The sequence below is a fragment of the Rhizobium sp. HT1-10 genome, assembly GCF_049472505.1.
Lineage (GTDB): Bacteria > Pseudomonadota > Alphaproteobacteria > Rhizobiales > Rhizobiaceae > Rhizobium.
In genome coordinates this window covers 1-24,974 of the sequence record NZ_JBCEBQ010000003.1, presented here as the reverse complement: position 1 = coordinate 24,974, position 24,974 = coordinate 1, and the positions used below count along the sequence as shown (strand labels likewise).

Below are 24,974 nucleotides of genomic sequence, written 5' to 3'. Positions count from 1 at the left end.
GCTCTTCGCAAGGCGTTCCTCGCAAACAGGACCGGAGGGATTAGGCCCGGGCTCTGGTGCCGCCGTCGCGCTCCTCGAGCGCTGCGGCCTTGGCATATTCGGCCTGCATCTCCTCGAGAGCGCTTTCCAATGCCTCCTCCTGCGACCGCAGTTCTCGGATCGAGACCTGAAGATTGTCCGCCCGCTGGCGAGCGGCCTTGGCAAAGGTGGGATAGGCGAAGTGGTTGGGATCGGAGATCCCCGACTTTTTCTCTTCGAGAACAATCTGGCTTTCCAGATCTTTGGTCATTCGGTCGAATTCGGCCGTCATCATCTGCAATTGCTGCAATTGACGGCGCTTTTCGTTCACCTGGAACTCTTTCAGACGAACTAGGCTCTCACGTGACTTCATACGCATTACTCCCGTGTTGCGAGACCCCGGATCTCTACGCATTACCCGCCCACGACGATATGAATCGGTATGGGACAAAAAAATTCCGGCGGCGTTAACAAAAACCTACCTTTGGTAACCTTTCGTTTACGGGCATCGTTAATTATAGGCGCTATCATTTAAGGGTCGGTAAATGCCGTCGGCCAAATCGGGACAATGGCATTGTTGATTCAAAAGAATCAGTTGGCAGATTTTCTTGATGTAAAAGTTAAGGAAATCAAAATGCTGATTTACATGCAAAATCAGGGAAGTGAGAAAAATATTTAATAAAGTCGATACAGCTTGCCAGAAGGAATCAGAATTTGTTAACCATTCCGTGGCAGCTTTCAAATCAGGCAGTGGTTGAATCGGTATCGCGTAGGAGGCTTTCGACCTTTCGGCGGCGGTAAAGGGGAATATTATGCGGGTTTTACTCATTGAAGACGATAGCGCGACAGCGCAGAGCATCGAATTGATGCTCAAGTCTGAAAGCTTCAACGTCTACACGACCGACCTCGGTGAAGAGGGCGTGGATCTTGGCAAGCTTTATGACTACGATATTATTTTGCTCGATCTGAACCTTCCAGACATGTCTGGCTACGAAGTGCTTCGTACGCTGCGTCTGTCGAAGGTCAAGACACCGATCCTGATCCTCTCCGGCATGGCCGGTATCGAGGACAAGGTTCGCGGGCTCGGCTTCGGTGCCGACGACTACATGACAAAGCCTTTCCACAAGGACGAACTGGTCGCTCGCATCCACGCGATCGTCCGTCGGTCCAAGGGTCACGCCCAGTCGGTCATCTCGACTGGCGAACTGATCGTCAACCTCGACGCCAAGACCGTCGAAGTCGGTGGCCAGCGCGTGCATCTGACCGGCAAGGAATACCAGATGCTGGAGCTGCTTTCGCTCCGCAAGGGCACGACGCTAACCAAGGAAATGTTCCTGAACCATCTCTATGGCGGCATGGACGAACCGGAACTGAAGATCATTGACGTCTTCATCTGCAAACTTCGCAAGAAGTTGGCAAATGCAGCCGGTGGCGCGAACTATATCGAAACTGTCTGGGGCCGCGGCTACGTGCTGCGCGAACCGGAAATCAGCAGCTACGCCGAAAGCGCCTGATCGACCCGACCGTAACCGTCCACTGCCAAGCATTGAAAAATCCCGCCTCGTGCGAACGAGGCGGGATTTTGTTGGTTGGCGTTTGGAATGGGCGGAGGTTGGCCTTCCCTCTACGAAGATCAGGCGGCGACGGCGCGATTGCCGAAAACGGCGGTCAGGATCTTGCGGTCGAAGGGTTTCAGCAGGAAATCCGTCGCCCCTGCCCGCTTGCCGGCCATCAGCTTTTTGAGATCGGCCTCGACCACGCAGTAATAGATCTTCACGTCCTTGCCCTCAGGCATGGCGCGGATCGCTGCAATCAGGCCGAGAGCACCCTCCATGCCGGCATCGACAATCATATAATGCGGCAAGCCGGTCTGAAACCGGCTCAGAGCTTCCGAGGCATTCGATGCCTCGCTGACGAGGAAATCGAGCTCTGATAGAATCCTCATGCCGACCTTGCGCACGACATCAGATGTGTCCGCGATCATGAACCTCTGCATGAAAACTCCTTTGCTATACCAACGCCGGATGAACTCGTCGTCACAGCGCAGGATAGAGGGTGGTCGCTGAAGAAAGCGTTACCTGCAACCACGCCGCGTCATGATGCCGAGCGCATTTCGGCGACGTAGGTGATGTCCTCGCCGTTTGCCGTGTAGGTGATATCCATGCCGCTCTCGTCGGCGAGGAGAACCGTGTAGTAGGGCTGGACGGAATGGGCGTCGATGGCTTCCTCAACCACGCCGTTGCAGATCTCGGCGAACTTTGCCGGCACCCGCATCAGCTTGCCTTTGACGACGAGCGTGAATTTGGCATCGAATTCGGGATTTTCGAGCGTCACGTCGATTGTGCCGCCGCGCGGGATCGACGCATAAGCGACCAGGAAGAGGTTGAGCAGCAATTTGACGCGGTTCTTGGCAACGATGGCCCGTGGCCCGTTCCAGACGACCGTCGCCTTCTTCTCGGCTTCGGCAAAATCCTTGGCTGCGCGCTCGGCTTCACCGGTATCGATGGACGCGCCGACGGAGCCGGAGGCGCCGAAGGCGATGCGGGCGAACTTCAGGCGAACCGAAGCATTGAGCGCACTGGTGCGGATGAGGTCCATGGCGTCAGCGTCGGCGCCGCCTTCATCGAGCAATTCCAGGCCGTTATTGATCGCGCCGACGGGCGAGATCACGTCATGGCAAACGCGGCTACACAGGAGCGCGGCCAGATCCGGTCCATTCAGCGTCAGATTCGGATTCCTTGACATTCATTGTCTCCTATATGCCGGGCGAGGTTCATACCTGACATTGGCACGGCAAGTTTGCACGGGGATTACCAGTCGCGGCATCTCTTGCGCCATAAAGACACCATAGTTGGTAAACCGATTGTTAAGAGGATCGACGCAAAATGCGTTCCAAGCCGGGCGCGCGCGTGTCGCCCACTGAGAAGAACGGATGAGCCTATGCGCAATCAATTCCTCCGCCGACTGATCGACCTCAGCATGGTCACCGCATTTGCGGTCCTCGCCTGCGTTTTGATGCCGATGCGCGGTGCGATGGCGGCACCCAACAGCGGTCAGTACACGGTCCAGGAGATCATCGACGCCGGCCACTCCTTCTTCGGCTCGACCAGCGGCGGCCTCGCCAAGGTCGTCGAAACCGCCTTCGAACGCTACGGCCTGCCGAACGGCTACATTCTCGGCCAAGAGGGCTCCGGTGCCTTCATCGCCGGCCTGACCTATGGCGAGGGCCAACTCAACACCAAGAATGCCGGCGAGCACTCGCTCTATTGGCAGGGCCCGTCGCTCGGTTTCGATTATGGCGGCCAGGGCACCCGCGTCATGATGCTGGTCTATAATCTCAACAACACCGACGCCATCTACACCCGCTTCGGCGGCATCAGCGGCCAGGCTTTCGTGATCGCCGGCGTCGGCATGACGGCGCTGAAAAACAACGACATCGTCGTAGTACCCATCCGCACCGGCATCGGGGCACGGCTCGGCCTCAACCTTGGCTACCTCAAGGTGACGCCTCAGCCGACCTGGAATCCCTTCTAAGTTATCTGCTCAACCTCGCGTATTAACCGCGCCCCGAGTTCGCGCTTGCTCAGCAGCGGGCTTCCTGCTTAATTTCCGGCATCCACTTTATGCCCCAGTACAGGTGATGGCCGCGCCGTGATACAATTCGCCCTTCTGTTTGGATTAGGCTTTCTGACGGCGGTCCTGATCGCGTGCATGGTGGCACCCGCCATCCATCGCCGCATCGTCTGGTTCACCGAAAAGCGCCTGCGCGCCACCATGCCGCTCAGCGTCCAGGAGGTGCGTGCCCAGAAGGACATGGCGCGCGCGCTTTACGCGGCGGAAAATGCAAAGACAGAGCAAGCCCTCGCCAAGGAACGCGGCAAGAGCATCGCACTGCAACTGGCGCAAGAGACGTTGAAGCGGGAAGCCGGCAGACTGTCTTCGGAAAACGAGCAACTGCACGCCCAGATCGACGAGATGAGCGTCGAAGCAGGCGATTTGCGCTCCCGACTGCGACGCGAGGAGGCGGCGATCAGCCAGCTGAAGTCCGGTCTTCGCCAGTCCGAGCAAGCGCATTCCGAAAAGGAACACGATCTCGACGGCCTGCGCAAACGCATCGACAGGATGGTCGTCGACGCGGATAATATGAAGATCGACCTGGCGGCGCGGGAAGCGGAAATGGAAAGCCTGCGCATGCGCTTCAATGGCCTGCGGACCGAGCGCGATGCCCTGCGCACCGACCTTGAAGCCATGACCCGGCGGGCAAAGGATGCGGAAATCCGTCTTGGCCAGGAAGAGGAAAAGGGGATGCGGCTGGACGAGAAACTCAACAGGGAAGTCGCTGCCAACGCCGACAAGCAGGCGCTGATCGATCGTCGCAGCGAAGAGCTTTCGCGACTGAGGGAAAAAATGAAGGCATCGTCTGAAGGTGGACGGGGAGAAAAGTCGTCCAGGCGTGGAGCCAGACCAGCCAAAGCGACCGAGTTGTCGAGCGAGGCTTTGCTCACCGCGTCTCTGCCGGGCAATGAAGCCTCGGACGCCGAAACCACCGGGGAGACCGCCGTGCCCGATACCGAAGAGGATCTTGCGCGTCTCAGCGAAGAGGCCCGCAACCGCAGTACGGCGCTTTCCGACAGGCTGCTGAAATCACGCTCGACCAGCCAGGATGCTGCGCTGCGCGAAGAGATCGCTGCCATCGCTGCCAACATGGTAGCCCTGACGGCCATCAAGGAGGGCGAGCAATCGCCGATCCGCAGCTTGCTCGGCGCCAACCCGGACAAGGGCAGCGGAGAGCGCCGAAGCCTGGCGGATCGTGCCTCGGATCTGCTGGAGAAACCGCCGGTCTAATTGGGTCTTAACGTTCAAAGGCTGGCTTGCGGCTCGACGGAGCCGCAAGCACCTTCCTGTGTCATCGCCAATCTATCGGCTTGCGATCTGCCGCAGAAGTTTACAGAGCGCAGCGAGCCCGGCGTCAGCCGTCGATCCCATCTGCTTGCAGCGGGTCACCATGAGCTTCTGCCGAGAAGGCGACATGCCTTGGAAGGCTATGGCTGCTCGCCGGGTTGCAGCCGCATTGCCAAGGCCGCTGTTGCCCGGCCCCGTCGACGCGCCAAGACCGCCGCCGAGGCCGGATCCAATGCCGGACCCCGTGCCTGAACCCGATCCGGATGCGCCGCTGCCTGCATTGCCTCCGCCTGTGTTGCCGCCGCCGACTGAGCCTGTCGAGCCGCCATCCGTGCCTCCTCGGCCCCCACCGATGGATGCGCCAACGCCCGCGCTGACACCGCTTCCACCACCGACAGAGGCGCCGACCCCTGCGCTGATACCGCCGCCGCCACCGACAGAGGCGCCGGCCCCTGCGTTGACGCCGCTACCGCCACCAAGCGAAGCACCGGCTCCGGCATTGACACCCTGGGATCCTCCCACGGATGCCCCTGCTCCAGCATTCACGCCGCCGGTACCGCCAGCGGAAGCGCCGACACCCGCGTTCACGCCGCGGGAGCCCCCGAGGCTAGCACCGACGCCGGCGTTCACCCCGCGGCTACCGCCGAGAGACGCTCCCACGCCAACGCCCAGGCCTCGCCCCCCGCCGACGGAAACACCGCCGCCGAGGCCAAGCCCGCTCCTTGCCTGTTGTGCATCGGCATGGCTGGTCAAGATTGCTGCCGATAAGGCGACAGAAAGCGATAAGATTCTGGTCTGCATAATATCCTCCTCAATCTGTTGACCGGCGACGAATGTCGGCCGGCAGGATTTCGAGGAGCGCGCGCACCTTTATTTTCGTGGAGAAATGGAATTGTTTCCGTACCCCACAAAAAAACAACGTGGGTTTTCGGCGAAAGTTTCAGATAGAGGTCTCTATCGGAGGTTGGTTGGTCCGTATGACTAACGGACGGTTACCAAGCCCTCGAACTGAGCTATAATGAGACGCTTTCCCTCTTCTGGGCGCACAAACTGCTCCCACACAAGCTGTTTAGATCCGCCCAGCCGCCGATGCCATGGCGAACAAGGCGATACCGGTCGCTGTCGCGACATTAAGACTGTCCAGCCCTGGCGCTTGTGGGATGCGCGCCGTGCCGAAGCGCGACAGGATCGTCTCCGGCAATCCCGCCCCCTCCGTTCCGACCACCAAAGCCAGTCGCGAGGCCGGCGGCACCGCACCGATCGGCGTTTCTCCGCGCGGCGACAGTCCCCAGATGGCAAATCCGCGACCGGTCAGCGCATCGAGGATGGCGCGGTCCGAACCGGCGCGGCAGTAGGGCAAGGTCAGCACCGAACCAACGGAAACCCTCAGCGCCTTGCGATACAGCGGATCGCAACTGGTCTCGTCCAGCAGCAGACAGTCCGCACCGAAGGCTGCGGCATTGCGGAACATCGATCCGACATTATCGTGATTGGAAATCCCGCAGCCGACCAGCACCATTGCCTTCGGCGGCAGTCCGTCGATGAAGCTTTCCAGTTGGTCAACCGACACCCGCCGACCGAGCGCAAGCACGCCCCTGTGCAGGTGAAAGCCGACGACGGCATCGAGAACGGCGGCATCGGCGACATAGACCGGCACGTCTTCGGGCAGCGCATCGATGATGGACGCAAGACCGGCGGCGCGATTGCGCAACAGGAGAACCTTCTCGGCGACGAAGCCGCGCCCTGCCGCATGGGCGTCGGCCAGAAGCCGCAGCACGACGGTGCCCTCGGCGATGAACCGGCTCTCACGTCCGGTCAGATCCCGCTCGCGAATATCGCGAAATTCGGCGATGCGCGGATCATCGGCATCCTCGATAAGGGTCAGCCGGCTATCGTTCATCATCTATCCTGTCAGGGTGCCGGCAGCGACACGGTCGCCACGATGCGTCCAACGCCATAGTCATAAACGATCGCCTGCCGCTGCCCCTCGCCGTTGACGCCGTAGAACAGCATCTGGTTGCCCGAAAGACTGACCGACTGCACGGCAAACCCATTGGGCAATCCGACAGATGACGAGACCGGCGCATCGGAAGGCACGCCCGTGGTGGTCGTGGTGCGGGCAGCCGGCCGCATCGCCTTGTAGACAACGGCACCGAAGACCGCCATAAGGCTCACCACCATGACGGTGCCTGATACGATCATCAGACGAACCATCTTGCGCCGCACCTTTTCCATTGCCGGATCGAGAGGCTTTTCGTCCTGGTCGTCTGGCTTGAGACTTGTCATGAATACGTCCTGTTCTTGATCGCGCCGGAGAATGCGTTTGAACGACCCCTTTAAAGAAGCCGATGCCATTAGCAAAGTGCTGATCGCCGATGAAGCAGCGGAAGGTCGCCTCGATGCCTGGCTGACCGCCCAACTCGGGGAAGAGGTATCGCGCAGCCGCGTCAAAGCGCTGATCAAGAATGGCGCGGTGCTGCGCAACGGCGAGCCGATGACCGATCCGCAGCGCAAGGTCCGCCCCGGCGAACGGTTCGATATCACAATGCCCGAGCCGGAAGATCCCACACCGCAGGGCGAAGACATTCCGCTCGACGTACTCTACGAAGACGATGACCTGATCGTCATCGCCAAGCCTGCCGGCCTTGTCGTCCACCCGGGTGCCGGCAACTGGACCGGCACGCTGGTCAACGCGCTCATCCACCATTGCGGCGACAGCCTTTCGGGGATCGGCGGAGTCCGTAGGCCCGGCATCGTTCACCGGCTCGACAAGGACACGACCGGTGTCATGGTCGTCGCCAAGAACGACATCGCCCACCGCCATCTCTCGCTTCAATTCGCCGACCACGGCCGGACCATGCCGCTCGAGCGCGCCTACCGCGCCATCGTCTGGGGCCGCCCGCGCCAACTCACCGGTACCATCGATGCGCCGCTTGGCCGCTCGACCGGCGACCGCACCAAGCGGGCCGTGCAGAAGCCGGACCGCGAGGATTCCGACGAGGCGATCACCCATTACACCGTGCTCGAGCGCTTTCACGAACTGCCGGATGCAACGGCGCTGGCATCGCTGGTCGACTGCCGCCTGGAAACCGGACGCACCCACCAGATCCGCGTCCACATGGCCCATATCGGCCACCCGCTGCTCGGCGACACTGTTTATGGGGCAGGATTCCGGACCAAGGCCAACCTTCTTCCCGACGCGCAGAAGGATATCGTCGGCCGCTTCTCGCGCCAGGCACTGCACGCCTATCTGCTGCAGTTCGAGCACCCGCGCACCGGCGAAATCCTGCACTTCGAGGCCCCGCTCCCAGACGACATGCTGGAACTTGCGGAAGCCCTGCGGAGTTAGCTGGGCGCTGGACTTGGCATCGATATAAGCGTATAAATAGCGTCATTGTTCGCGGTTTAAGTGAAATTGCGGGCAGGCAGCTGGATCTTTGCCGCTAACGTCAACAATCAGCGGCTTATGGGGCGCATCGCTCTGGTCACAGCTGCGTGACCCCATCCTTGAATCCCGGTTTCGACATACTTATCTTTAACTGGACTTAGTGCGGGGTCTGACCGAACCGCACGTGCCGACCCGCTTTTAGGGCACGCGATGTGCCGTTTTGAGGGGCCGGTTTGCAACAGGAGGGTGCTTCATGGCCCGCAATAATTTGCCATCTATTACCGCCGGCGAAACCGGCCTCAACCGCTATCTTGACGAGATCCGCAAGTTCCCGATGCTGGAACCGCAGGAAGAATACATGCTTGCCAAGCGCTACGCCGAGCATGCGGACCGCCAGGCCGCGCATCGGCTTGTAACGAGCCATCTTCGACTGGTGGCCAAGATCGCCATGGGCTATCGCGGCTACGGCCTGCCGATCGGCGAAGTCGTCTCCGAAGGCAATGTCGGCCTGATGCAGGCGGTCAAGAAATTCGACCCCGAGCGCGGCTTCCGCCTGGCGACCTATGCCATGTGGTGGATCAAGGCCTCGATCCAGGAATACATCCTGCGGTCCTGGTCGCTGGTGAAGATGGGCACGACCGCCAACCAGAAGCGGCTGTTCTTCAACCTGCGCCGCCTCAAGGGCAAGATCCAGGCAATCGACGAAGGCGATCTGAAGCCCGACCAGGTAACCGAGATCGCCACCACGCTGAAGGTGTCCGAGGAGGAGGTCATCTCGATGAACCGCCGCCTCTCCGGCGATGCGTCTCTGAATGCACCGATCAAGGCAGCCGAAGGCGAAGGTGGCCAGTGGCAGGACTGGCTGGTCGACAACCACGAAAGCCAGGAAGCCGTGCTGATCGAGCAGGACGAACTCGAAACCCGCCGCCGGATGCTGGCACGGGCCATGAGCGTTCTGAACGACCGCGAACGCCGCATCTTCGAGGCACGCCGCCTGTCGGAAGACGCAGTGACGCTCGAAGACCTGTCGTCTGAGTTCGACATCAGCCGCGAACGTGTCCGCCAGATCGAGGTTCGCGCCTTTGAAAAGGTCCAGGAAGCCGTCCGCAAGGACGCTTTGGATCGCGCCAAGGGATTGCGGGTCGTCGAGGCGACGGCTTAACCTCGAGCGCTCTGACGACAGCTTCGAGCACTCAACAAAAAGGCGGGTCCCAGTGGCCCGCCTTTTCTTTGTCTAATGCAACTGCATCGCCTACTGACCGTTGGATGGCCCGGCGATCGCCGCCCATTCGCCGATCACCTTGTTGAAGGCGTCGGTGCCGGTGTCGCCCTTGTCCATGGTCAGCAGCGCACGACGACCATTCCGGTAGGTGACCGGAATGTCGATCCATTTGCGGCTCCGCAAAAGGTCGAGATTGGTCTTGCGGGCATCCGGGAAGTCGTTCAGCGCCACCATGTGGAAATCGTCGGTGATCTTGGCGGGTACACCAATCAACGGATCGCCCCTGTCCTGTTCGGTCGCCTTCATCGCCACCCGCTGCACGCTGTCGATGGCACCGCCCTCGAAATTCGGCGGCAGGGAGAAGACGAGTTCGATGAGATGGCTGGCTGGCAGGGACGGATCGGTATTGCGCTTGAAGGTGACAAGCGCCGTCATCCCGCGCTCGGGAACATTGATGCTACCCTGGACTGCCGGTGAAGGCTTGCCATCGTCGCCCTTGTCTTCCTGAACGCTCCACGTGACCGTTCCCTCGATAGCGGTCGGCGATGTCTGGCCGAGACGCTCCTCGTAGAGGAACATTTTCTGCGGCGAACCGACGGTGGCCGTCTGTGTCGCAACCGGCGGCGTCGCGGAGGGCACGTTTGCGGTCGGCGACGGCACCGCGGCCGGCGGTGTTGTGGCTGCGTCCGGCGCCGCGCTTGCGGGCGCCGGTGTCGGCGATGGCGTGGCCGGCGCAGCGTCAGCGGCGGGAGCTCCGGCAGCAGGCGGCGGCGTGCTTGCCGCGACATTCTGCTGCGCGATCGACTTGCCTTCGGCAGCGACGGGGCCACCGGGAACGGGCGGCACGCCGGCATCGACCTCTGTGCCATCCGCCATCAGGCGCTGGGTGAACTTGGTGTTGACGGTGTTGCCGTCATTGTCGGGCGCCACAGCGGTGGCAGCAGGCGCCGATGCCGTCTGCGGCGCTGTCGACGGCTTGGATGTATCCGGGGTGCCCGCTGCCGGCGTCGTGCTTGCAGGCGTGGTGGCGGCCGGTGCTGTCGCCGACTTGTCGACGGCAGCCGTGTCTTTGGTCGCGGAACTGACGAGACCGGCGACCATCTGGTTGAGGGCATCGCGATTCGACCAGGCGGCATAGCCGGCACCGCCGACGACGGCAACGCCAATGAGGCTCAAGAGGATGCCCTTGGCGCCAAACCGCTGGCGCCGGGGCTCCATGCGATAGCTCTTGCCCTGCAGCCCGGCGACGCTGACCTGTCCGAGATCGGACGGGGTGGGATCGCCGAAATCCGTTTCGGCGGCAAATTTCTCGTAGCCGGAAAGCTCCTTGATCTCGTTCCAGCCATCGGCCGGCGCCGGCTTGGCAGCCGGTTTTGCCGGCGTGCCGTGGACGTCGGAAAACAGGTCCACATCGTCGAAATCGCCAGCGGGGATCGGAAGGACCGGCTTGGCCGGCGCAACACTCTCCGACTTCACAGGCGGCAGTTCGTCGAAGGTCGCGGCATCCCAGGCGAATGGCTCCGCTGCCTCGGGCATTCTTGCAGCCGGATGCTCATTGGCCGTGAAGCCGACGTCCGGCGGATAACGAACCGGGATGGCGGCAGGGCCAGGATGGGTTGGATCGAGCGGCTCGGCGGCGACGGGCATGGACCAGGAATGATCCGGCTCGCCACGGGCATCGACCTCCGGAGTGGCCACTTCCGCCCACACATCGTCGAAATGCGCGGCGCGATCGGCATAGACCGGATCGCTATGGGTTTCGCTTATGAAGTGATCCGGCACCAAGGCAGCAGCGACTTCAGGTGCCGGCTCGTGGGTCCGCCCGTATTCCTCGTCGGCAGGATGCGAAATTTCCTGCTCCGGCTCGTGCCGAGGCCATACGTCTTCGACCGGACTGCTGACGACGGAGGCCGACGGCTCGCGATAACGCTCATGGTCAGGAACGTCGTAGAGATGCTCCTGGACTTCCACAGGCTCGGGCTGCACATCAGGCTTTGGCGCCCAGTCGTCCTCTTCTCGCCAGGTATCGTCGGCGCTGGGAGACGGTGCTTCCGCATGGTAGGCCGGTTCGACCTCGACATGCGCGGGCTGTTCCTGTGCAGCCGGCTCCGGCACGTATTCCGGCGTCGGATTTTGCACCGGTTCATAGGCAGGTGCCGGCTCTGGGGCATGCTCCGGCTCATATGCGTGCGCCGGTTCCGGGGCATGCTCCGGCTCTGGGGCACGCTCAGGTTCCGCAACGTGCTCGGGTTCTGCAATCGGCTCGGGTTCAGGCTCGGAAACCTGCTGCGGCTCTGGCGCGTGGTAGGGTTCGGCTGACGGCGCGTAGGCTTCTGTCGCTTCGCCAACCACCTCGTTGACCGGCTCAAGACCGGCTTCGGCGTGCTCGGCCTCGACATCCCTGATAGCAGCTTCGAGTTTTTCCAGCTGGCGTTGCAGCATAGTCTCGGGCGGACGCGGCTTCATGCTTTCCAGCTGGCGCTGCACGGCACCCCGGGCGCGGGCATAAACCTTCACCCGCATCTCGGGTGTATTGTCAGACAGGCCATCTACGGCACGTCGGATGACTGCTACAAAATCCGCCATCAGTACTTTCTCGTGATGTCCAGCAGGGAAGCCGAACAGCTTTTTATCGTTGGCGCGACATTAATCCTCAAACGGATCAGTCACAAGTATGGTGTCGTCGCGCTCCGGGCTGGTCGAAAGCAGGGCCACCGGCGCACCGATCAGCTCCTCCACCTGGCGTACATATTTGATTGCCTGGGCCGGCAGGTCAGCCCATTTGCGGGCCCCAACGGTCGATTCTTTCCAACCCTCAAGCGTAATGTAAACCGGCTCCACCCGTGCTTGCGCACCCTGGCTGGCCGGCAAATGATCGATCTGCTCGCCGTCGAGCATGTACCCGACGCATATCTTCAATTCTTCCAGTCCGTCCAGCACATCGAGCTTGGTCAGCGCGATGCCTGTAATGCCGTTGGTGGCAACCGACTGGCGAACCAGTGCCGCGTCGAACCATCCACAACGACGTTTACGCCCGGTAACTGTGCCAAATTCATGACCTTTTTCCCCAAGAAACTGACCGATCTCATCTTTCAGCTCTGTCGGGAACGGGCCTTCGCCGACGCGGGTCGTGTAGGCCTTGGTGATCCCGAGGATATAGCCCAGCGATCCGGGGCCCATACCCGAGCCTGCAGACGCCTGGCCTGCGACGGTGTTGGACGAGGTCACGAAGGGATAGGTGCCATGGTCAATGTCGAGCAGCGAGCCCTGGGCGCCTTCGAACAGGATGCGTGCGCCGCGACGGCGCTCCTTGTCGAGCAGCAACCAGACGGTTTCACGGAACGGCAGTACGCGGTCGGCGACCGATGTCAACTCTTCCATGATCGTCTCATGGGAGACTTCGGCAACGCCGAGGCCACGACGCAGCGCATTGTGATGCGTCAGGATACGATCGACCTTGGATGGCAGGCTCTCGAGATCGGCGAGATCCATAAAGCGGATCGAACGGCGGCCTACCTTGTCTTCGTAGGCAGGACCAATGCCGCGGCGCGTGGTGCCGATCTTGGTGCCGCTGTTGGTGGCGGCATCCTCGCGCAGCGCGTCGAGTTCGCGGTGCAGCGACAGAATGAGAGTGGCATTGTCGGCCACGCGCAGGTTTTCCGGGGTGATCTTGACGCCTTGCACGGCCAGACGATCGATTTCGGCGAGCAGCGCGTGGGGGTCGACGACGACGCCATTGCCGATGACGCCCATCTTGCCCGGACGCACGACGCCGGAGGGGAGCAGCGACAGCTTGTAGCTGGTGCCGTCGATGACGAGCGTATGGCCGGCATTGTGGCCGCCCTGGAAGCGGACAACGATATCCGCGCGCTCGGAAAGCCAATCGACAATCTTGCCCTTGCCTTCGTCACCCCATTGCGAACCGATCACGACCACGTTCGTCATTTGTCTCTTCCTGCTTCCTGCGCGGATATGCGCCTTGCCAAACCCGCGCATCTATAAAGCGTTGCTTTTCGGAAAGCGACCCCGTTGTCGGCGAAGTTGGCGCTTTTGCAGGGCAAATCAAGCGGGATCGGTCAGGCGAGGCAATGGAATGGCCGTCGGCTATCCGCGCTTGAGCCCCCCAACGCCAAAACTTGGGCTTTGTCGGCGAGGCGATGTTGCGTTCAAGAGGAAACAGTGCCGTGCCTAGGCGGCTGTCAACCAAGGTAATCCGCTAGGAGCGGATAGCCGGCATATGTCTTTCAGGAACACCGCGTCTTGGGACACGGATGGAGAAATGCCGCTGTTACGCGGACTTCCTGAACGGTCCCGCCTGCGAGGTTTGCAGCCCGAGCGCGTGCAGCATTTCCGCAAGCTTGACGGCAGCGGCAACGCCGTCGATGACCGGCACGCCGTGCTCCAGGCTAAGCTGATGCGCAAGATCTGCCATGCCCGCGCAGCCAAGCACGATCGCATCGACATCATCATCGGAAAGCGCCGTTGCGATTTCGGCCGATATGGTGCGGCAGGCATCGGAACCCGGCCGTTCGAGTTCGAGAACTGGAACTTCCGAGGCCCTCACCCGCGCACAGCGTCCGCCAAATCCATAGGTGGCGATATTGTCTTGGATAACGGGAACGGACACCGATAGCGTCGTTACCACGCTGAACCGGCTGCCTACCAGCGTCGCCGCGTGGAACGCAGCCTCGCCGATGCCGATGACCGGCCGCCGCGTCCGCTGCCGGGCTTGGTAAAGCCCGGTGTCGTCGAAGCAGGCGATGATGATGGCGTCGAATGGCTCCTTCTCGGCCTCCTCGATCTCCGAAAAAAGGCCGGGCAGCGCCGCCTCTCCATCCGCCGGCCCCTGGATACTGGCCGGACCGATTATCGGGTTGCGCGCCACGACTTCGGTGCCGGAAGCGGCAACCTTGCCCGCAGCGATGCCGATCTTCTGTGTCATCGACGCCGTTGTGTTCGGATTGATAATCAGAATGCGCACGCCGTCAGACCCCCTTGCCGGCGTCCGACCCGAGCGCGGCGCGGCGGCGGCTGACCAAGAAGCCGATACCGACTGCGGATAGGATGACCGTGAAGGAGAACAGCGTCGTGACGGTACCGAGCGCGTAGAGAACGGGCGTGGTGACGTTGGTGGTCATGCCGTAGATCTCGAGCGGCAGCGTGTTGAATGAGCCCGACGTCATCAGCGTACGGGCGAATTCGTCGTAGGAGAGCGAGAAGCCGAACAACCCGACGCCGATCAGGCTGGGCGCGATCATCGGCAGCACGACATGGCGGAAGGTCTGCCAGGAGCTGGCCCCGAGATCCCGCGCCGCTTCCTCGTAGGACGGCGAAAAGCGATTGAAGACGGCAAACATGATCAGCACGCCGAAGGGCAGCGTCCAGGTCAGGTGCGCACCGAAGGCGGACGAATACCAGGCCGGCGCAAAGCCGAGCTGCTGGAACACGACGCCGATGCCGAGCGAGATGATGATCGATGGCACCACCAGGCTGGCGACCGTGCCATAGAAAACCAGCGAGGCGCCACGGAACTTGCGCCTGAAGGCAAGGCCCGCCAGCAGCGACACGACCACCGTCACCACCATCACCATCAGCTCGAGGAAGAACGACCGCTGGAAGGCCGCGCCGAAATCGCCGACCGACTGCTTTTCAAACAGGTTGACGAACCAGTGGAAGGACACGCCGTTCAGCGGAAACGTCAGGCCGCCATCCGGCCCCTGGAAGGACAGGATGAAGATCGCCGAAAACGGGCCGTATAGAAACAGCACGAACAGGGCGAAGAAGGCGGAGAGGACGTAGAATTCGAGCGGGCGTTTCTCGGTGTTCATCTCAAAGCTCCTTGCGGATGTCGACGACGCGCAGGATGGCGGCAACCATCAGCAGCACCAGGACCAGCAGCACGACGGCATTGGCGGCGGCGGCCGGATATTGCAGCAGCGACATCTGGTTCTTCATCATCAGCGCCACCGAGGCGCTCTGACCGCCGGACATCACCTGCACGGTAGAGAAGTCGGCCATGACGAGCGTCACGACGAAGATCGAGCCGATGGCAATGCCGGGCTTGGCGAGCGGGATGACCACGTTCCAGAGGATCTGCCATCCGGTGGCGCCGGCATCGCGGGCCGCCTCGAACAGCGATCGGTCGATGCGCATCAGCGTGTTGAAGATCGGCGTCACCATGAACAGGGTGTAGAGATGCACCATCGCAAGGATCACGGCGAAATCGGAATAGAGCAGCCACTCGATCGGCTGAGGAATGATGCCGGCGTCGAGGAGCGCCGAGTTGATCAGCCCGTTACGGCCCAGCACCGGGATCCAGGAAATCATCCGGATGATGTTGGAGGTGAGGAACGGCACCGTGCAGATCAGGAAAAGGACCATCTGCGTCGACGACTTGCGGATGTGGAAGGCGAGGTAATAGGCGACCCAGAAACCGATGAACAGGGTGATGGCCCAGACGATCAGCATATATTCGATCGTGTGCAGATAGGTCTTCCACGTCACCCAGGAGCCGAGCGTGTCCGTGTAGTTGGTCGACAGCAGTGCCGGATAGATGCCGGCGAAATCATAGTCCCAGAAGCTGACGACCGCGATCATCAGGATCGGCAGGATGAAGAAGAAGCCGAGAATGGCCAGCAGCGGCAGCGCCTGCAGATAGGACAGCAGGCCGAGCGGTATCGTCAGGCGGCGTTTTTGCGGCTTGTCGAGCTGTGTCGTTGCTGATGCCATTCTACGGTATCTCCGGTTGCGCAGTACTGAGTTGGGCCGGCAACAGCCTCCTCCCTCATCCCTGTGCTCGTCACAGGGATCCAGCCACGGCGCGTCTGCGCCGTGAATGACCCGCGCCGTCGAGCGGCAGAGTCTTTCGCGCCCACAGACGTGGTCGCACTGGATTCCTGTGACGAGCACAGGAATGAGGGATGAGAGTGCAGCGCTCAACCCGACTTGCCAATTCGAGGGGGCATGCCAACTGATGCCCCCTACTCTGATGCCGCCCTCTCCCCGAAGGGAGAAGGCGAAACCCTTAGGCAGCGATGAACTCGTTCCAGCGCTTCACCATGTAGCGGTCTTCGTCCATGACCGAGTTCCAGCAGGCAACGTGGCCCATGCGCTCTTCGAACGAGCCGCCGTCGCGAACTGCTCCGGCCTTCTCCATGACCTTGCCTTCCGGCGACATGATATCGCCCTGGGCCGGCTTGCCTTCGATCCAGTAGCCCCATTCGTCTGCTGTCATGAAGTTCTTGGCGGTATCCATGCAGGCGGAGTAGTAGCCCTGACGGTTGAGATAGCCGCCGACCCAGCCGGACGTGTACCAGTTGATGTATTCGTAAGCAGCGTCGAGCTCGGCGCCCTTCAGGTGCTTGGCAAGGCCGAGACCGCCGCCCCAGGAGCGATAGCCTTCCTTCAGCGGCTGGAACTTGCAGGCGATGCCCTTGGAGCGGACGGCGGCAACGGCCGGCGACCACATCGACTGGATGACGACTTCGCCCGAGGCCATCAGGTTGACGCTCTCGTCGAAGGACTTCCAGAAGGCGCGGAACTGGCCGGCCTGCTTGGTCTTGATCAGGAAATCGATCGTCTTGTCGATCTCGGCCTTGGTCATGTTGCCCTTGTCGGCATATTTCAGCTGACCGGAGGCTTCCATGATCATCGCGGCGTCCATGATGCCGATCGACGGGATGTTGAGGATAGACGTCTTGCCCTTGAAGGCCGGATCGAGGATGTCGGCCCAGGAGGTGATGTCGCGGCCGACGAGGTCGGGGCGGATGCCCAGCGTGTCGGCGTTGTAGATGGTCGGAACCATCGTCATCCATTCGGTCGGCGTCTTCGAGAACTTCTTGGAGTCCTGGCTGTCGACGAAGCCGACGGTGTGTGGCGCCGTGCCCTGTGCGATGACACTATCGGGCTTCAGCTTGCCGTCGATGAACAACGGCACGATCTTGTCGAAATACTTGAGCTTCTTGGTGTTCATCGGCTGCATCACGCCGGCCGGATATACCTTCTTGGCGATCCAGTATTCGATGTCGGCGATGTCGTAGGAATTCGGCTGGGTGACGGCGCGCTGGGCGGCAGCGTCGGAATCCGTGGCCGTCATCTGCAGGGTAATGCCGAGATCGGCCTTGCACTTGTCGGCGATGGCATTGAGGTTCGACACGCCGGTGCCGAACTGGCGCAGCGTGATCGGGTTCTGCGCCCAGATGGTCGGGAAGCCGGTGACGAGGCCGGAGCCGACGACGGCGCCGAGCCCGGCAGCGCCGGTCTTCAACAGGTTACGACGGGAAATTCCCTTGGCAGGCGTGGTAGACTTTGTGTCCTTGGTCATGCTCAGTTCCCCTTTTTGATGGTTGATGGATCAGCCGCGCCCGAGGAGGACAGCGTCCTCCAGGGCCCAGCTCAGTGACAGTGCATCGCCGACCGAGACCGGCTTGGCGAAATAATCGGTGTCGCGCACGATGGCGGTGAAATCCTCGCTGCCGGCGCCGATGACGGTGATCTTCACCGAGGCACCGCGATATTCGACATTCGAAGCGATGCCGTTGAAGCCGAGACCCTTCTGCGATGGCTCGGCAAGGCGAACGCGATCGGTGCGGATACCGATATCCAGCGGCGCTCCGACCTCTGCCTGTCCGCGAACGGAAAAAGTCTGCCCCTCCGGCGCCTCGAGCGTCACGACGCCGTCGTCGCTCTGCGTCGCGCGGCCCGAGAGCACATTATGGTCGCCCATGAAGCGGGCAACGAAGGCGGTCGCCGGGCGCTCGAAAACCTCGCGGGCGGAGGCGGCCTGCTCGATGCGGCCATTGTTCATCACCACGATCAGATCGGAGAGCGCCATCGCCTCCTCCTGGCTGTGGGTGACGTGAACGAAGCTGATGCCGAGCGTTTTCTGCAGCTTCTTCAACTCGGCGCGCATGCGGATCTTGAGGAACGGATCGAGCGCCGACAGGGGCTCGTCGAGCAGCAGCACTTCGGGATCGGTGATCAGCGCGCGGGCAAGCGCCACGCGCTGCTGCTGGCCGCCGGACAGCTGCGCCGGACGCCGTGTCGCATAGGGCTGCATCTGCATCAGCGTCAGCATTTCCATCGCCTTGGCCTGACGCGCCGCCTTGTCGACACCCTTCATCTTCAGGCTGAAGGCAACGTTGTCGATGAGATCGAGATGCGGAAACAGCGCATAGCTCTGGAACATCATTGCCGTGCCGCGCTCGGCCGGCCGTGCATGGGTGATCTGGCTTTCCGAAAGAACGATATCGCCGCTCGATACGGTCTCGTGGCCGGCGGCCATGCGCAGCGTCGAGGACTTGCCGCAACCGGATGGCCCGAGCAGGCAGCAATAGGTACCCGCCGGCACTTTCAGGTCGATCTCCTCGACTGCTGTGGTGCCGCCGTAGCGCTTGGTCAGCCTGATAAGTTCTAGATCGCCCTTAGCCATCGGCCCCTCTTCAACTTCTTCTGGGAAGAGAGTTTGCAAGGCGCATGCCAGATCGTCTGACATCGTTAATCTATTGATATCGCTAGAGTCAGAGATTTAAAGGCAGCTTGGTCATTTGGAAGCTGCCCATTTTATGGATGCGACCAAAGCAGCAAATGCACACAACGTAAGCAAAGATTGTATACAAAACACCCTTGGTTTTGCACGCAACAATCGACTATACTCAGCGTAAGATTAACGCGCAGACACAGCACCGCACCATGACTGAAAGATCCTCCAGGGCCAGGTCGGCAGGTCAGCCGCCGGTGCACCAGTCTCCTGTTTATCTCGGTATCCGCAATGCCATCCTCGGCCACAGCGTCGCGCCCGGAATGAAATTGCCGGAAGATGAGCTCGGCGAAATCTACTCCGTCAGCCGCACCGTCGTCCGAGCGGCGTTACAGGCACTGGCGCTCGACCATCTGGTGACGCTCGAGCCCAATCGCGGCGCCTTCGTCGCCAAGCCGACGCGGCTGGAGGCCCGGGAGGTCTTCGAAGCCAGGGCGCTTCTCGAGCCGAAGGTCGCCGCTATGGCTGCCGAGATTGCCAAGCCCGCCGATATCGCGCTGCTTGAGCGCCACATCGCCGAGGAACATGCGGCCGTCGCCGCAGGACGCGACGGCGAGGCCGTTCAGCTGTCCGGTCAGTTCCATGTGGCGATCGCCGAGATCGCCAATCATTCCATTTACACCGATTTCGTCCGCCGGCTGTGCTCGCGCTCGTCGCTGATCGTCGCTCTCTACTGGCGTCGCAGGGATGCCATCTGCGAGCACCATGCCCACCATGAGCTGGTCAACGCCATCGCCAAGCACAAGCCGAAGGATGCCTCGGAACTGATGGTCAGCCATCTGGTCGACCTGTTCTCGGGCCTCGACCTCTCGGAACGCCAGCAAGTCTCCCGCCGCCTCTCGGATATTCTGAAAAGCTAAGGGGAATGGCGGGCCCTAGTGGTCGTTCGCCAGAGGCGCATAGGCCGCCGGATTGACTGAGCCAGGCCGCCCCTCCAGCGATAGCCTTGCGGCTCTGGCCGGCGTCTCGCTGATGACAGCACCGCGCTTGATAACGAATAGGCGGGTGGCGCGCATGCGGATCGCTTCGATTGCATCTTGCGCCTGCAGCACGACGAGATCGCCGTTGCAGCCGACCTCCAGCCCATAGCCCTCCAGCCCCATCAGCTTTGCCGGATTTTTGGTGACCGCGTCGAAGCAGAAACGCATGGCCTCGCGGGCCGAAAGCTGCCCGACATGCAGCCCCATATGGGCGACATCGAGCATGTCGCCGCTGCCAAGCGAATACCAGGGGTCCATGCAGCAATCCTGGCCGAACGAAACGCTAATGCCGTGCTCGCGCATCTCCTTGACGCGCGTCATGCCACGCCGCTTCGGATAGCTGTCGTGCCGCCCCTGCAGCATGATGTTGATCAGCGGATTGGCCACCACCTGCAGATCCGCCTCGGCAATCAGCGGCAGCAGCTTGGACACATAATAATTGTCCATCGAATGCATCGAGGTGAGGTGCGAGCCCGTGACCCTTCCCTGCATTCCGAGCCGCTGCGTCTCGTAGGCCAGCGTTTCCACATGCCGCGACAACGGATCGTCGGTCTCGTCGCAGTGCAGGTCGACCGGCAGACCGCGTTTTGCGGCGATCTCGCAGAGCGCCCTGACCGAGCGCGCGCCATCTTCCATTGTCCGCTCGAAATGCGGAATGCCGCCTACGATATCGACGCCGAGATCGAGTGCCCGCTCGAGATTGGCGGCCGCCGTTGGCGAGCGATAATATCCATCCTGGGGGAAGGCCACGAGTTGCAGATCGAGATAGGGCGCGACTGCCTTCTTCACATGCAGAAGGGCCTCGACCGCCAACAGCCTGTCGTCGCAGATATCGACATGGGTGCGGACTGCAAGCAGCCCCTGCGAGACTGCGAGATCGCAATAACGCAGCGCCCGCTCGACCACGGCCTCCTGCGTCAACAGCGGCTTGAGTTCGCCCCAGAGCGCAATGCCTTCCAAAAGCGTGCCCGAGGCATTCAGCCGCGGCAGGCCGAGCGACAGGGTCGCGTCCATGTGAAAGTGGCAATCGACGAAGGGGCTGGAGACCAGCTGGCCGCCGGCATCGATTTCCCGCCCGGCGCTCGCCGCGATGGCAGGCTCGATCGCCGCGATCTTGCCGTCGGCAATAGCGATATCGATGTTCTTGCGACCATCGGCGAGCGTGGCATTTCGGATAAGCAGATCGAAGGTCATGGTTCGGTCCCTGTCTCAATGGGCCATCAGGCCCTCTTTGCCCGAACTTAACACGACGACAGCACCTGCCAACCGCCGATCACGGTTTTCCATATTGAAGACATTGAAGCGGCCGTCAGATTTCGGCAGGTACCGCCGTAGACGCAAGCGCCATGGCATATAGGCGGCAATGCCAAGGCTGTGTATAAGCGCTGCAATTGACGATCACTCGCTCCGGGAAAGCCGGCGGCCGGAGGATGGCACCTTCCGGCGTCGCGCCAGTTTCGGTCGATGCAAGGACAAGGGTCTGACATGCGCTATCTGATCACCGGCACCGGCGGCTTCATTGGCTTCCATCTTGCCAGGCGGCTCCTCGACGAGGGCAATTTCGTCGTCGGCTTCGATGGCATGACGCCCTATTACGACGTGGCACTGAAGGAGAAGAGGCACGCCATTCTCTCGCGCTCCAACGGCTTCAAGCCCGTGATCGCCATGCTGGAAGACAAGGCGGCGCTTGAGCGCGCGGCCGATCTGGCCGAACCCGACGTCATCATCCATCTCGCAGCCCAGGCCGGCGTTCGCTACAGCCTGGAGAACCCGAAGTCCTACGTCGATTCGAACGTCACCGGCTCGTTCAACATCCTCGAGCTTGCCCGCGCCATCAAGCCCAAACATCTTCTGCTGGCTTCGACTTCATCGGTCTACGGCGCCAACGAAAAGATGCCCTTTGCCGAAAGCGACAAGGCGGACGAGCAGATGACCATCTATGCCGCCACCAAGAAGTCGATGGAGCTGATGGCGCATAGCTACGCCCATCTCTTCGACATTCCGACCACGGCATTCCGCTTCTTTACCGTCTACGGTCCCTGGGGCCGACCGGACATGGCCTTGTTCAAGTTCGTCGACGCGATCCGCAACGACCGCCCCATCGAGATCTATGGCGAAGGCCGGATGAGCCGCGACTTCACCTATATCGATGATCTGGTGGAAGCGATCGTCCGCCTGGTGCAGGTGGCGCCATCGGAGAGCAACCGCGTCGTCTCGGAGACCGTTGTCGATTCGCTGTCGCGCACCGCCCCCTTCCGCATCGTCAACATCGGCGGCGGCGCGCCGGTCGAGCTGATGCATTATGTCGAGACGATCGAGGCTGCACTCGGCAAGCCGGCCATCCGCAAGATGCTGCCGATGCAGCCAGGCGACGTGCACCGCACCTATGCCGAGCCTGGCCTGCTCGTCGCCCTGACCGGATACAAGCCGGAACTCCGCGTCGAGGAAGGCGTGCGGCGCTTCGTCGAATGGTATCTGGAAAACTACGACTGAGCAGCGAGGCTGCAATCAGCCGGCCGTGTGATAGTTGCGGTCGAAATAGACGAGCCCCTGCCCGCCGTCACGACGGCGGATGGCTTCCACTTCGCACATCAGCACCTCGTGGGTCCCGACATCGGCGCGCTGGGCAATACGGCAATCGAAGGAGACGAGCGCGTCTTCGAGCGCCGGCGAGCCGGTGACCAATTCGGACCAATCGGCGGCGGCGAAGCGTTCGGCCACCGGCGTCTTGCCGCCGAACAGGCGTGACAGCTCCTGATGGTCCTGAGACAGCACGTTTACGCAGAGAACGCCGTTGGCCGCGACAGCCGGGTAGACCGAGGCATTGCGATTGAGGCAGACCAGCAGCGTTGGCGGGCTGTCGGTGACGCTGCAGACCGCCGTTGCCGCAAAACCGGCAAGGCCGCCGGGACCATTGCTGGTCACAATGTTGACCGCCGCAGCCATGCGCGCCATCGCATCGCGGTAAGTCAGCCGCAGCGCCTCCACATCGTCCACGGGAATGGCATTGTCAGTGGCTACCGATGTCTTCATGTTCATCCCCGTATTATCAAATTCGATGCGACCGCAAACTAGACGCGGAAACCACCGCTCTCAAGCAACCGCATTTCGCACAACCATGCACCTGAGGTAATGCATTTCCGGTAAAGTCTAGCAGCGCAACCGGATTATCGCGAAAATTATTGCGCAGCAGCATTTGCAAGTGGTGAACGAACGCTCGACCATTCCTTAGGTAAGCCTGACCACCTCAGGCGCGCGGTTGCGTCGCACCTCGATAAAGATGTGACCGAACAAGGCGAGAAGCACGATCGGCCCTCCGAGCATGGTCGCGCGCGAAGGCACCTCGGCGAAGAAGATCCAGACCCAGAGCGGCGTCAACGGCACTTCGAGGGCCGTCAGCAGACTTGCATCGGCGGCCGGAACGAGGCGGGAGCCGAAGGTGTAGAGACTGAGACCGAGGGCATTTTGGATGAGGCCAAACGCGATTATCAGGCCGACATCGGCACCAGCAACTTCAGAAGGAGAGGCGAACCAGAAACAGACGAGGGAACAGAGCCAGCCGGAAGCGGCCATCGCCGGGAGCATCGGCACATCGCGATGTCGCCGCATGACGACGGCGAGGCCCGCGACGGTGACCGTCATGATCGCTGCAAGTCCGCGCCCAAACCAGCTCCCGCCTCCACCGCTGTCGCCGCTCAGCATGACGAGCACACCTGCCAGCGCCACCCCGGCGGCCGCCATCGTCGAGAGGCTGGGACGCTCGCGGATGAACAGGAAGGCGACACCCGCAGTGACGAACGGCACCGTCGCATAGATCACCATCGCGTCGGCGACCGAGGTATAATAGATCGAGCCGATGCCGCTGATCATCGCGGCCGTCGAGAAAAACGTTGCCGCAAATGAAGGCCCCCTCATCGCGCCGATGATCCGCCAGGCGCGGCGGCGCTCGATCAACAGGAAGAGCGCGAAGACGCCGCTGCCCGAAACAATGCCCCGGTAGAACAGGATGGTCATCAGATCGGCATGGATGGCCCGCATGAACAGCCCGGAAGAGGACCAGGCGAGCGCCGATAGCGCGACATAGATGACGCCGACCCGATATTGATTCTGCTCGGCGACCGCCACCACATGCCTCCCCATATTTCAGACTTCAACTGTTAGCGGCCAAACCAACGGGCGACAAGGCGGCCCAGCGGCCTTCTGCGTCGTCACTGAAACAGCTGTCGGGATTTCAGCGATACCAGCGGCAACAAGGCACAAAGCCTCCATGTCCACGCAAGCCATTTCATGGTTTCATCCCGACGATTCGAGGAGAAGGCAATGAAGGCTTTGATCGCTGGGCTTTTGACATGCGGCTGCGTCAGCCTGGCCGATGCGCCGCTATGGCCGCCCGCCAGCGACTATATCAATGCGTCGGTCGATTGTCGCCAGACCAGCGACGCAGACCATTGCGAGAGCGCCAGGGAAAGCTGGACTGTCACCTTCAACGACGCGATTGCCGGAAAATATCGCGCCCAGACGGCTGTGGCCACCTGCCTCAGCACCGGCTGCGACGGCGCCATCAGGCCCGATCCTATGCTCGGCTGCGCCTGGCGCAAGGTGGCACTCGGCACTGCTAAGCGCGATGGAGAGGAAAAGGCCGCAGCAGAGCCCACGCCCTATTGCGGCCGGCCTTATCTGGACGAAGCCGGGCAACGGGCAGCAGCGGCCGAGGCCGAGGCTCTGGAGCAGATGCTGAGCGCCAAATAACGACGGAGATGATGCGGCGGTTGCACATCAGCACCTTTGCCCCTTCAAGCTTTGCGTCGTCGCGCGGCTGAAACGGGATCAGCGGATGCATCAGCACGGCTGCATCGAACAGATCGCCGGCCTCGATCAGCACATTGGCGAGGATATTGGCGCCATTCGAAAAGCCGAGGCCGAGGA

The 24,974-nt window shown here is 61.6% G+C and carries 23 protein-coding genes and 2 pseudogenes; 8 read left to right on the top strand and 17 right to left on the bottom strand.

The features are described 5' to 3' along the window. Positions 1–40: 40 nt before the first annotated feature. Complete coding sequence (locus VH564_RS08715; protein ID WP_423339435.1) at positions 41–391, bottom strand: flagellar export protein FliJ; 351 nt, start codon at positions 389–391, stop codon at positions 41–43. A gap of 439 nt (positions 392–830) precedes the next feature. Here VH564_RS08715 and ctrA point away from each other — a divergent pair, with 439 nt between their 5' ends. Continuing rightward, positions 831–1,532 (top strand): response regulator transcription factor CtrA, encoded by a 702-nt coding sequence (gene ctrA / locus VH564_RS08710; RefSeq protein WP_423339434.1) that lies wholly within the window; start codon positions 831–833, stop codon positions 1,530–1,532. 119 nt (positions 1,533–1,651) lie between these two features. On the opposite strand, the gene VH564_RS08705 is transcribed toward ctrA, so the two are convergent. Next, positions 1,652–2,014, bottom strand: a complete 363-nt coding sequence (locus VH564_RS08705; protein WP_423339433.1) for a response regulator — start codon at positions 2,012–2,014, stop codon at positions 1,652–1,654. Positions 2,015–2,112: 98 nt separating this feature from the next. Beyond that, positions 2,113–2,763, bottom strand: coding sequence for a histidine phosphotransferase ChpT (gene chpT, locus VH564_RS08700; RefSeq protein ID WP_423339432.1), 651 nt, complete (start codon positions 2,761–2,763; stop codon positions 2,113–2,115). Between the two features lie 270 nt (positions 2,764–3,033). Between chpT and VH564_RS08695 the strand changes: the two genes are divergently transcribed. Together VH564_RS08695 and VH564_RS08690 are read left to right on the top strand one after the other, a co-directional pair. After that, positions 3,034–3,552, top strand: coding sequence for a DUF1134 domain-containing protein (locus tag VH564_RS08695; RefSeq protein WP_423339971.1), 519 nt, complete (start codon positions 3,034–3,036; stop codon positions 3,550–3,552). A gap of 117 nt (positions 3,553–3,669) precedes the next feature. Continuing rightward, positions 3,670–4,863, top strand: a complete 1,194-nt coding sequence (locus VH564_RS08690) for a hypothetical protein (RefSeq protein WP_423339431.1) — start codon at positions 3,670–3,672, stop codon at positions 4,861–4,863. 72 nt (positions 4,864–4,935) lie between these two features. Here the strand turns inward: VH564_RS08690 and VH564_RS08685 are convergent, their stop codons facing one another. The 3 genes from VH564_RS08685 to VH564_RS08675 all read right to left on the bottom strand — a co-directional run bounded on the left by VH564_RS08685 (position 4,936) and on the right by VH564_RS08675 (position 7,206). After that, positions 4,936–5,721: a hypothetical protein gene (locus VH564_RS08685; protein WP_423339430.1), complete on the bottom strand. Its 786-nt coding sequence runs from the start codon at positions 5,719–5,721 to the stop codon at positions 4,936–4,938. A 268-nt stretch (positions 5,722–5,989) separates the two neighbouring features. Beyond that, a complete protein-coding gene (locus VH564_RS08680) occupies positions 5,990–6,820 on the bottom strand; it encodes a TrmH family RNA methyltransferase (protein ID WP_423339429.1) in 831 nt (276 codons plus the stop codon). A gap of 11 nt (positions 6,821–6,831) precedes the next feature. Then, the gene (locus tag VH564_RS08675; protein ID WP_423339428.1) at positions 6,832–7,206 is read right to left on the bottom strand and encodes a hypothetical protein; all 375 of its coding nucleotides are present in this window, start codon (positions 7,204–7,206) and stop codon (positions 6,832–6,834) included. A 37-nt stretch (positions 7,207–7,243) separates the two neighbouring features. Between VH564_RS08675 and VH564_RS08670 the strand changes: the two genes are divergently transcribed. Next, entirely contained in the window at positions 7,244–8,269 is a 1,026-nt protein-coding gene (locus VH564_RS08670) for an RluA family pseudouridine synthase (protein WP_423339427.1), read from the top strand. A 292-nt stretch (positions 8,270–8,561) separates the two neighbouring features. After that, the gene (gene rpoH, locus VH564_RS08665; protein ID WP_423339426.1) at positions 8,562–9,470 is read left to right on the top strand and encodes an RNA polymerase sigma factor RpoH; all 909 of its coding nucleotides are present in this window, start codon (positions 8,562–8,564) and stop codon (positions 9,468–9,470) included. 90 nt (positions 9,471–9,560) lie between these two features. Here rpoH and VH564_RS08660 read toward each other — a convergent pair whose 3' ends face one another. The 7 genes and pseudogenes from VH564_RS08660 to VH564_RS08630 all read right to left on the bottom strand — a co-directional run bounded on the left by VH564_RS08660 (position 9,561) and on the right by VH564_RS08630 (position 18,960). Then, on the bottom strand, positions 9,561–12,116 hold the full coding sequence (locus VH564_RS08660; RefSeq protein ID WP_423339425.1) for a hypothetical protein: 2,556 nt from the start codon (positions 12,114–12,116) through the stop codon (positions 9,561–9,563). Positions 12,117–12,176: 60 nt separating this feature from the next. Next, positions 12,177–13,475: an adenylosuccinate synthase gene (locus VH564_RS08655; RefSeq protein ID WP_423339424.1), complete on the bottom strand. Its 1,299-nt coding sequence runs from the start codon at positions 13,473–13,475 to the stop codon at positions 12,177–12,179. 343 nt (positions 13,476–13,818) lie between these two features. After that, positions 13,819–14,511 (bottom strand): aspartate/glutamate racemase family protein, encoded by a 693-nt coding sequence (locus VH564_RS08650; protein WP_423339423.1) that lies wholly within the window; start codon positions 14,509–14,511, stop codon positions 13,819–13,821. Between the two features lie 4 nt (positions 14,512–14,515). Continuing rightward, on the bottom strand, positions 14,516–15,358 hold the full coding sequence (locus tag VH564_RS08645; protein WP_423339422.1) for an ABC transporter permease: 843 nt from the start codon (positions 15,356–15,358) through the stop codon (positions 14,516–14,518). A gap of 1 nt (position 15,359) precedes the next feature. Continuing rightward, positions 15,360–16,193 (bottom strand): annotated as a pseudogene (locus VH564_RS08640) (ABC transporter permease); the annotation flags it as partial. Between the two features lie 361 nt (positions 16,194–16,554). Then, entirely contained in the window at positions 16,555–17,853 is a 1,299-nt protein-coding gene (locus tag VH564_RS08635; protein ID WP_423339421.1) for an ABC transporter substrate-binding protein, read from the bottom strand. A gap of 30 nt (positions 17,854–17,883) precedes the next feature. Continuing rightward, entirely contained in the window at positions 17,884–18,960 is a 1,077-nt protein-coding gene (locus tag VH564_RS08630; protein ID WP_423339420.1) for an ABC transporter ATP-binding protein, read from the bottom strand. Positions 18,961–19,220: 260 nt separating this feature from the next. Here VH564_RS08630 and VH564_RS08625 point away from each other — a divergent pair, with 260 nt between their 5' ends. Further along, complete coding sequence (locus VH564_RS08625) at positions 19,221–19,928, top strand: GntR family transcriptional regulator (protein WP_423339419.1); 708 nt, start codon at positions 19,221–19,223, stop codon at positions 19,926–19,928. A 15-nt stretch (positions 19,929–19,943) separates the two neighbouring features. Here the strand turns inward: VH564_RS08625 and VH564_RS08620 are convergent, their stop codons facing one another. Then, positions 19,944–21,242, bottom strand: coding sequence for an amidohydrolase family protein (locus VH564_RS08620; RefSeq protein ID WP_423339418.1), 1,299 nt, complete (start codon positions 21,240–21,242; stop codon positions 19,944–19,946). A 291-nt stretch (positions 21,243–21,533) separates the two neighbouring features. On the opposite strand from VH564_RS08620, the gene VH564_RS08615 reads away from it, so the two are divergent. Then, positions 21,534–22,541: an NAD-dependent epimerase gene (locus tag VH564_RS08615; RefSeq protein WP_423339417.1), complete on the top strand. Its 1,008-nt coding sequence runs from the start codon at positions 21,534–21,536 to the stop codon at positions 22,539–22,541. Between the two features lie 15 nt (positions 22,542–22,556). Here the strand turns inward: VH564_RS08615 and rutF are convergent, their stop codons facing one another. Further along, complete coding sequence (gene rutF / locus VH564_RS08610) at positions 22,557–23,081, bottom strand: NADH-dependent FMN reductase RutF (protein ID WP_423339416.1); 525 nt, start codon at positions 23,079–23,081, stop codon at positions 22,557–22,559. A 195-nt stretch (positions 23,082–23,276) separates the two neighbouring features. After that, a complete protein-coding gene (locus tag VH564_RS08605; protein ID WP_423339415.1) occupies positions 23,277–24,173 on the bottom strand; it encodes a DMT family transporter in 897 nt (298 codons plus the stop codon). Between the two features lie 195 nt (positions 24,174–24,368). Here VH564_RS08605 and VH564_RS08600 point away from each other — a divergent pair, with 195 nt between their 5' ends. Further along, positions 24,369–24,797 (top strand): hypothetical protein, encoded by a 429-nt coding sequence (locus VH564_RS08600; protein WP_423340000.1) that lies wholly within the window; start codon positions 24,369–24,371, stop codon positions 24,795–24,797. 25 nt (positions 24,798–24,822) lie between these two features. On the opposite strand, the pseudogene VH564_RS08595 reads toward VH564_RS08600, so the two are convergent. Next, positions 24,823–24,974, bottom strand: a pseudogene (locus VH564_RS08595) (alpha/beta hydrolase); the annotation flags it as partial.

Excerpts from the sequence above, each read along its gene's own strand:
- VH564_RS08625 (WP_423339419.1), top strand. The coding sequence starts at position 19,221 with ATGACTGAAAGATCCTCCAGGGCCAGGTCGGCAGGTCAGCCGCCGGTG.
- ctrA (WP_423339434.1), top strand. The coding sequence starts at position 831 with ATGCGGGTTTTACTCATTGAAGACGATAGCGCGACAGCGCAGAGCATC.
- VH564_RS08660 (WP_423339425.1), bottom strand. The coding sequence starts at position 12,116 with ATGGCGGATTTTGTAGCAGTCATCCGACGTGCCGTAGATGGCCTGTCT.
- VH564_RS08705 (WP_423339433.1), bottom strand. The coding sequence starts at position 2,014 with ATGCAGAGGTTCATGATCGCGGACACATCTGATGTCGTGCGCAAGGTC.
- rpoH (WP_423339426.1), top strand. The coding sequence starts at position 8,562 with ATGGCCCGCAATAATTTGCCATCTATTACCGCCGGCGAAACCGGCCTC.
- VH564_RS08675 (WP_423339428.1), bottom strand. The coding sequence starts at position 7,206 with ATGACAAGTCTCAAGCCAGACGACCAGGACGAAAAGCCTCTCGATCCG.
- VH564_RS08695 (WP_423339971.1), top strand. The coding sequence starts at position 3,034 with ATGCCGATGCGCGGTGCGATGGCGGCACCCAACAGCGGTCAGTACACG.
- VH564_RS08630 (WP_423339420.1), bottom strand. The coding sequence starts at position 18,960 with ATGGCTAAGGGCGATCTAGAACTTATCAGGCTGACCAAGCGCTACGGC.
- VH564_RS08655 (WP_423339424.1), bottom strand. The coding sequence starts at position 13,475 with ATGACGAACGTGGTCGTGATCGGTTCGCAATGGGGTGACGAAGGCAAG.
- VH564_RS08715 (WP_423339435.1), bottom strand. The coding sequence starts at position 391 with ATGAAGTCACGTGAGAGCCTAGTTCGTCTGAAAGAGTTCCAGGTGAAC.
- VH564_RS08685 (WP_423339430.1), bottom strand. The coding sequence starts at position 5,721 with ATGCAGACCAGAATCTTATCGCTTTCTGTCGCCTTATCGGCAGCAATC.
- VH564_RS08615 (WP_423339417.1), top strand. The coding sequence starts at position 21,534 with ATGCGCTATCTGATCACCGGCACCGGCGGCTTCATTGGCTTCCATCTT.
- VH564_RS08645 (WP_423339422.1), bottom strand. The coding sequence starts at position 15,358 with ATGAACACCGAGAAACGCCCGCTCGAATTCTACGTCCTCTCCGCCTTC.
- rutF (WP_423339416.1), bottom strand. The coding sequence starts at position 23,081 with ATGAAGACATCGGTAGCCACTGACAATGCCATTCCCGTGGACGATGTG.
- chpT (WP_423339432.1), bottom strand. The coding sequence starts at position 2,763 with ATGTCAAGGAATCCGAATCTGACGCTGAATGGACCGGATCTGGCCGCG.
- VH564_RS08635 (WP_423339421.1), bottom strand. The coding sequence starts at position 17,853 with ATGACCAAGGACACAAAGTCTACCACGCCTGCCAAGGGAATTTCCCGT.
- VH564_RS08620 (WP_423339418.1), bottom strand. The coding sequence starts at position 21,242 with ATGACCTTCGATCTGCTTATCCGAAATGCCACGCTCGCCGATGGTCGC.
- VH564_RS08680 (WP_423339429.1), bottom strand. The coding sequence starts at position 6,820 with ATGAACGATAGCCGGCTGACCCTTATCGAGGATGCCGATGATCCGCGC.
- VH564_RS08600 (WP_423340000.1), top strand. The coding sequence starts at position 24,369 with ATGAAGGCTTTGATCGCTGGGCTTTTGACATGCGGCTGCGTCAGCCTG.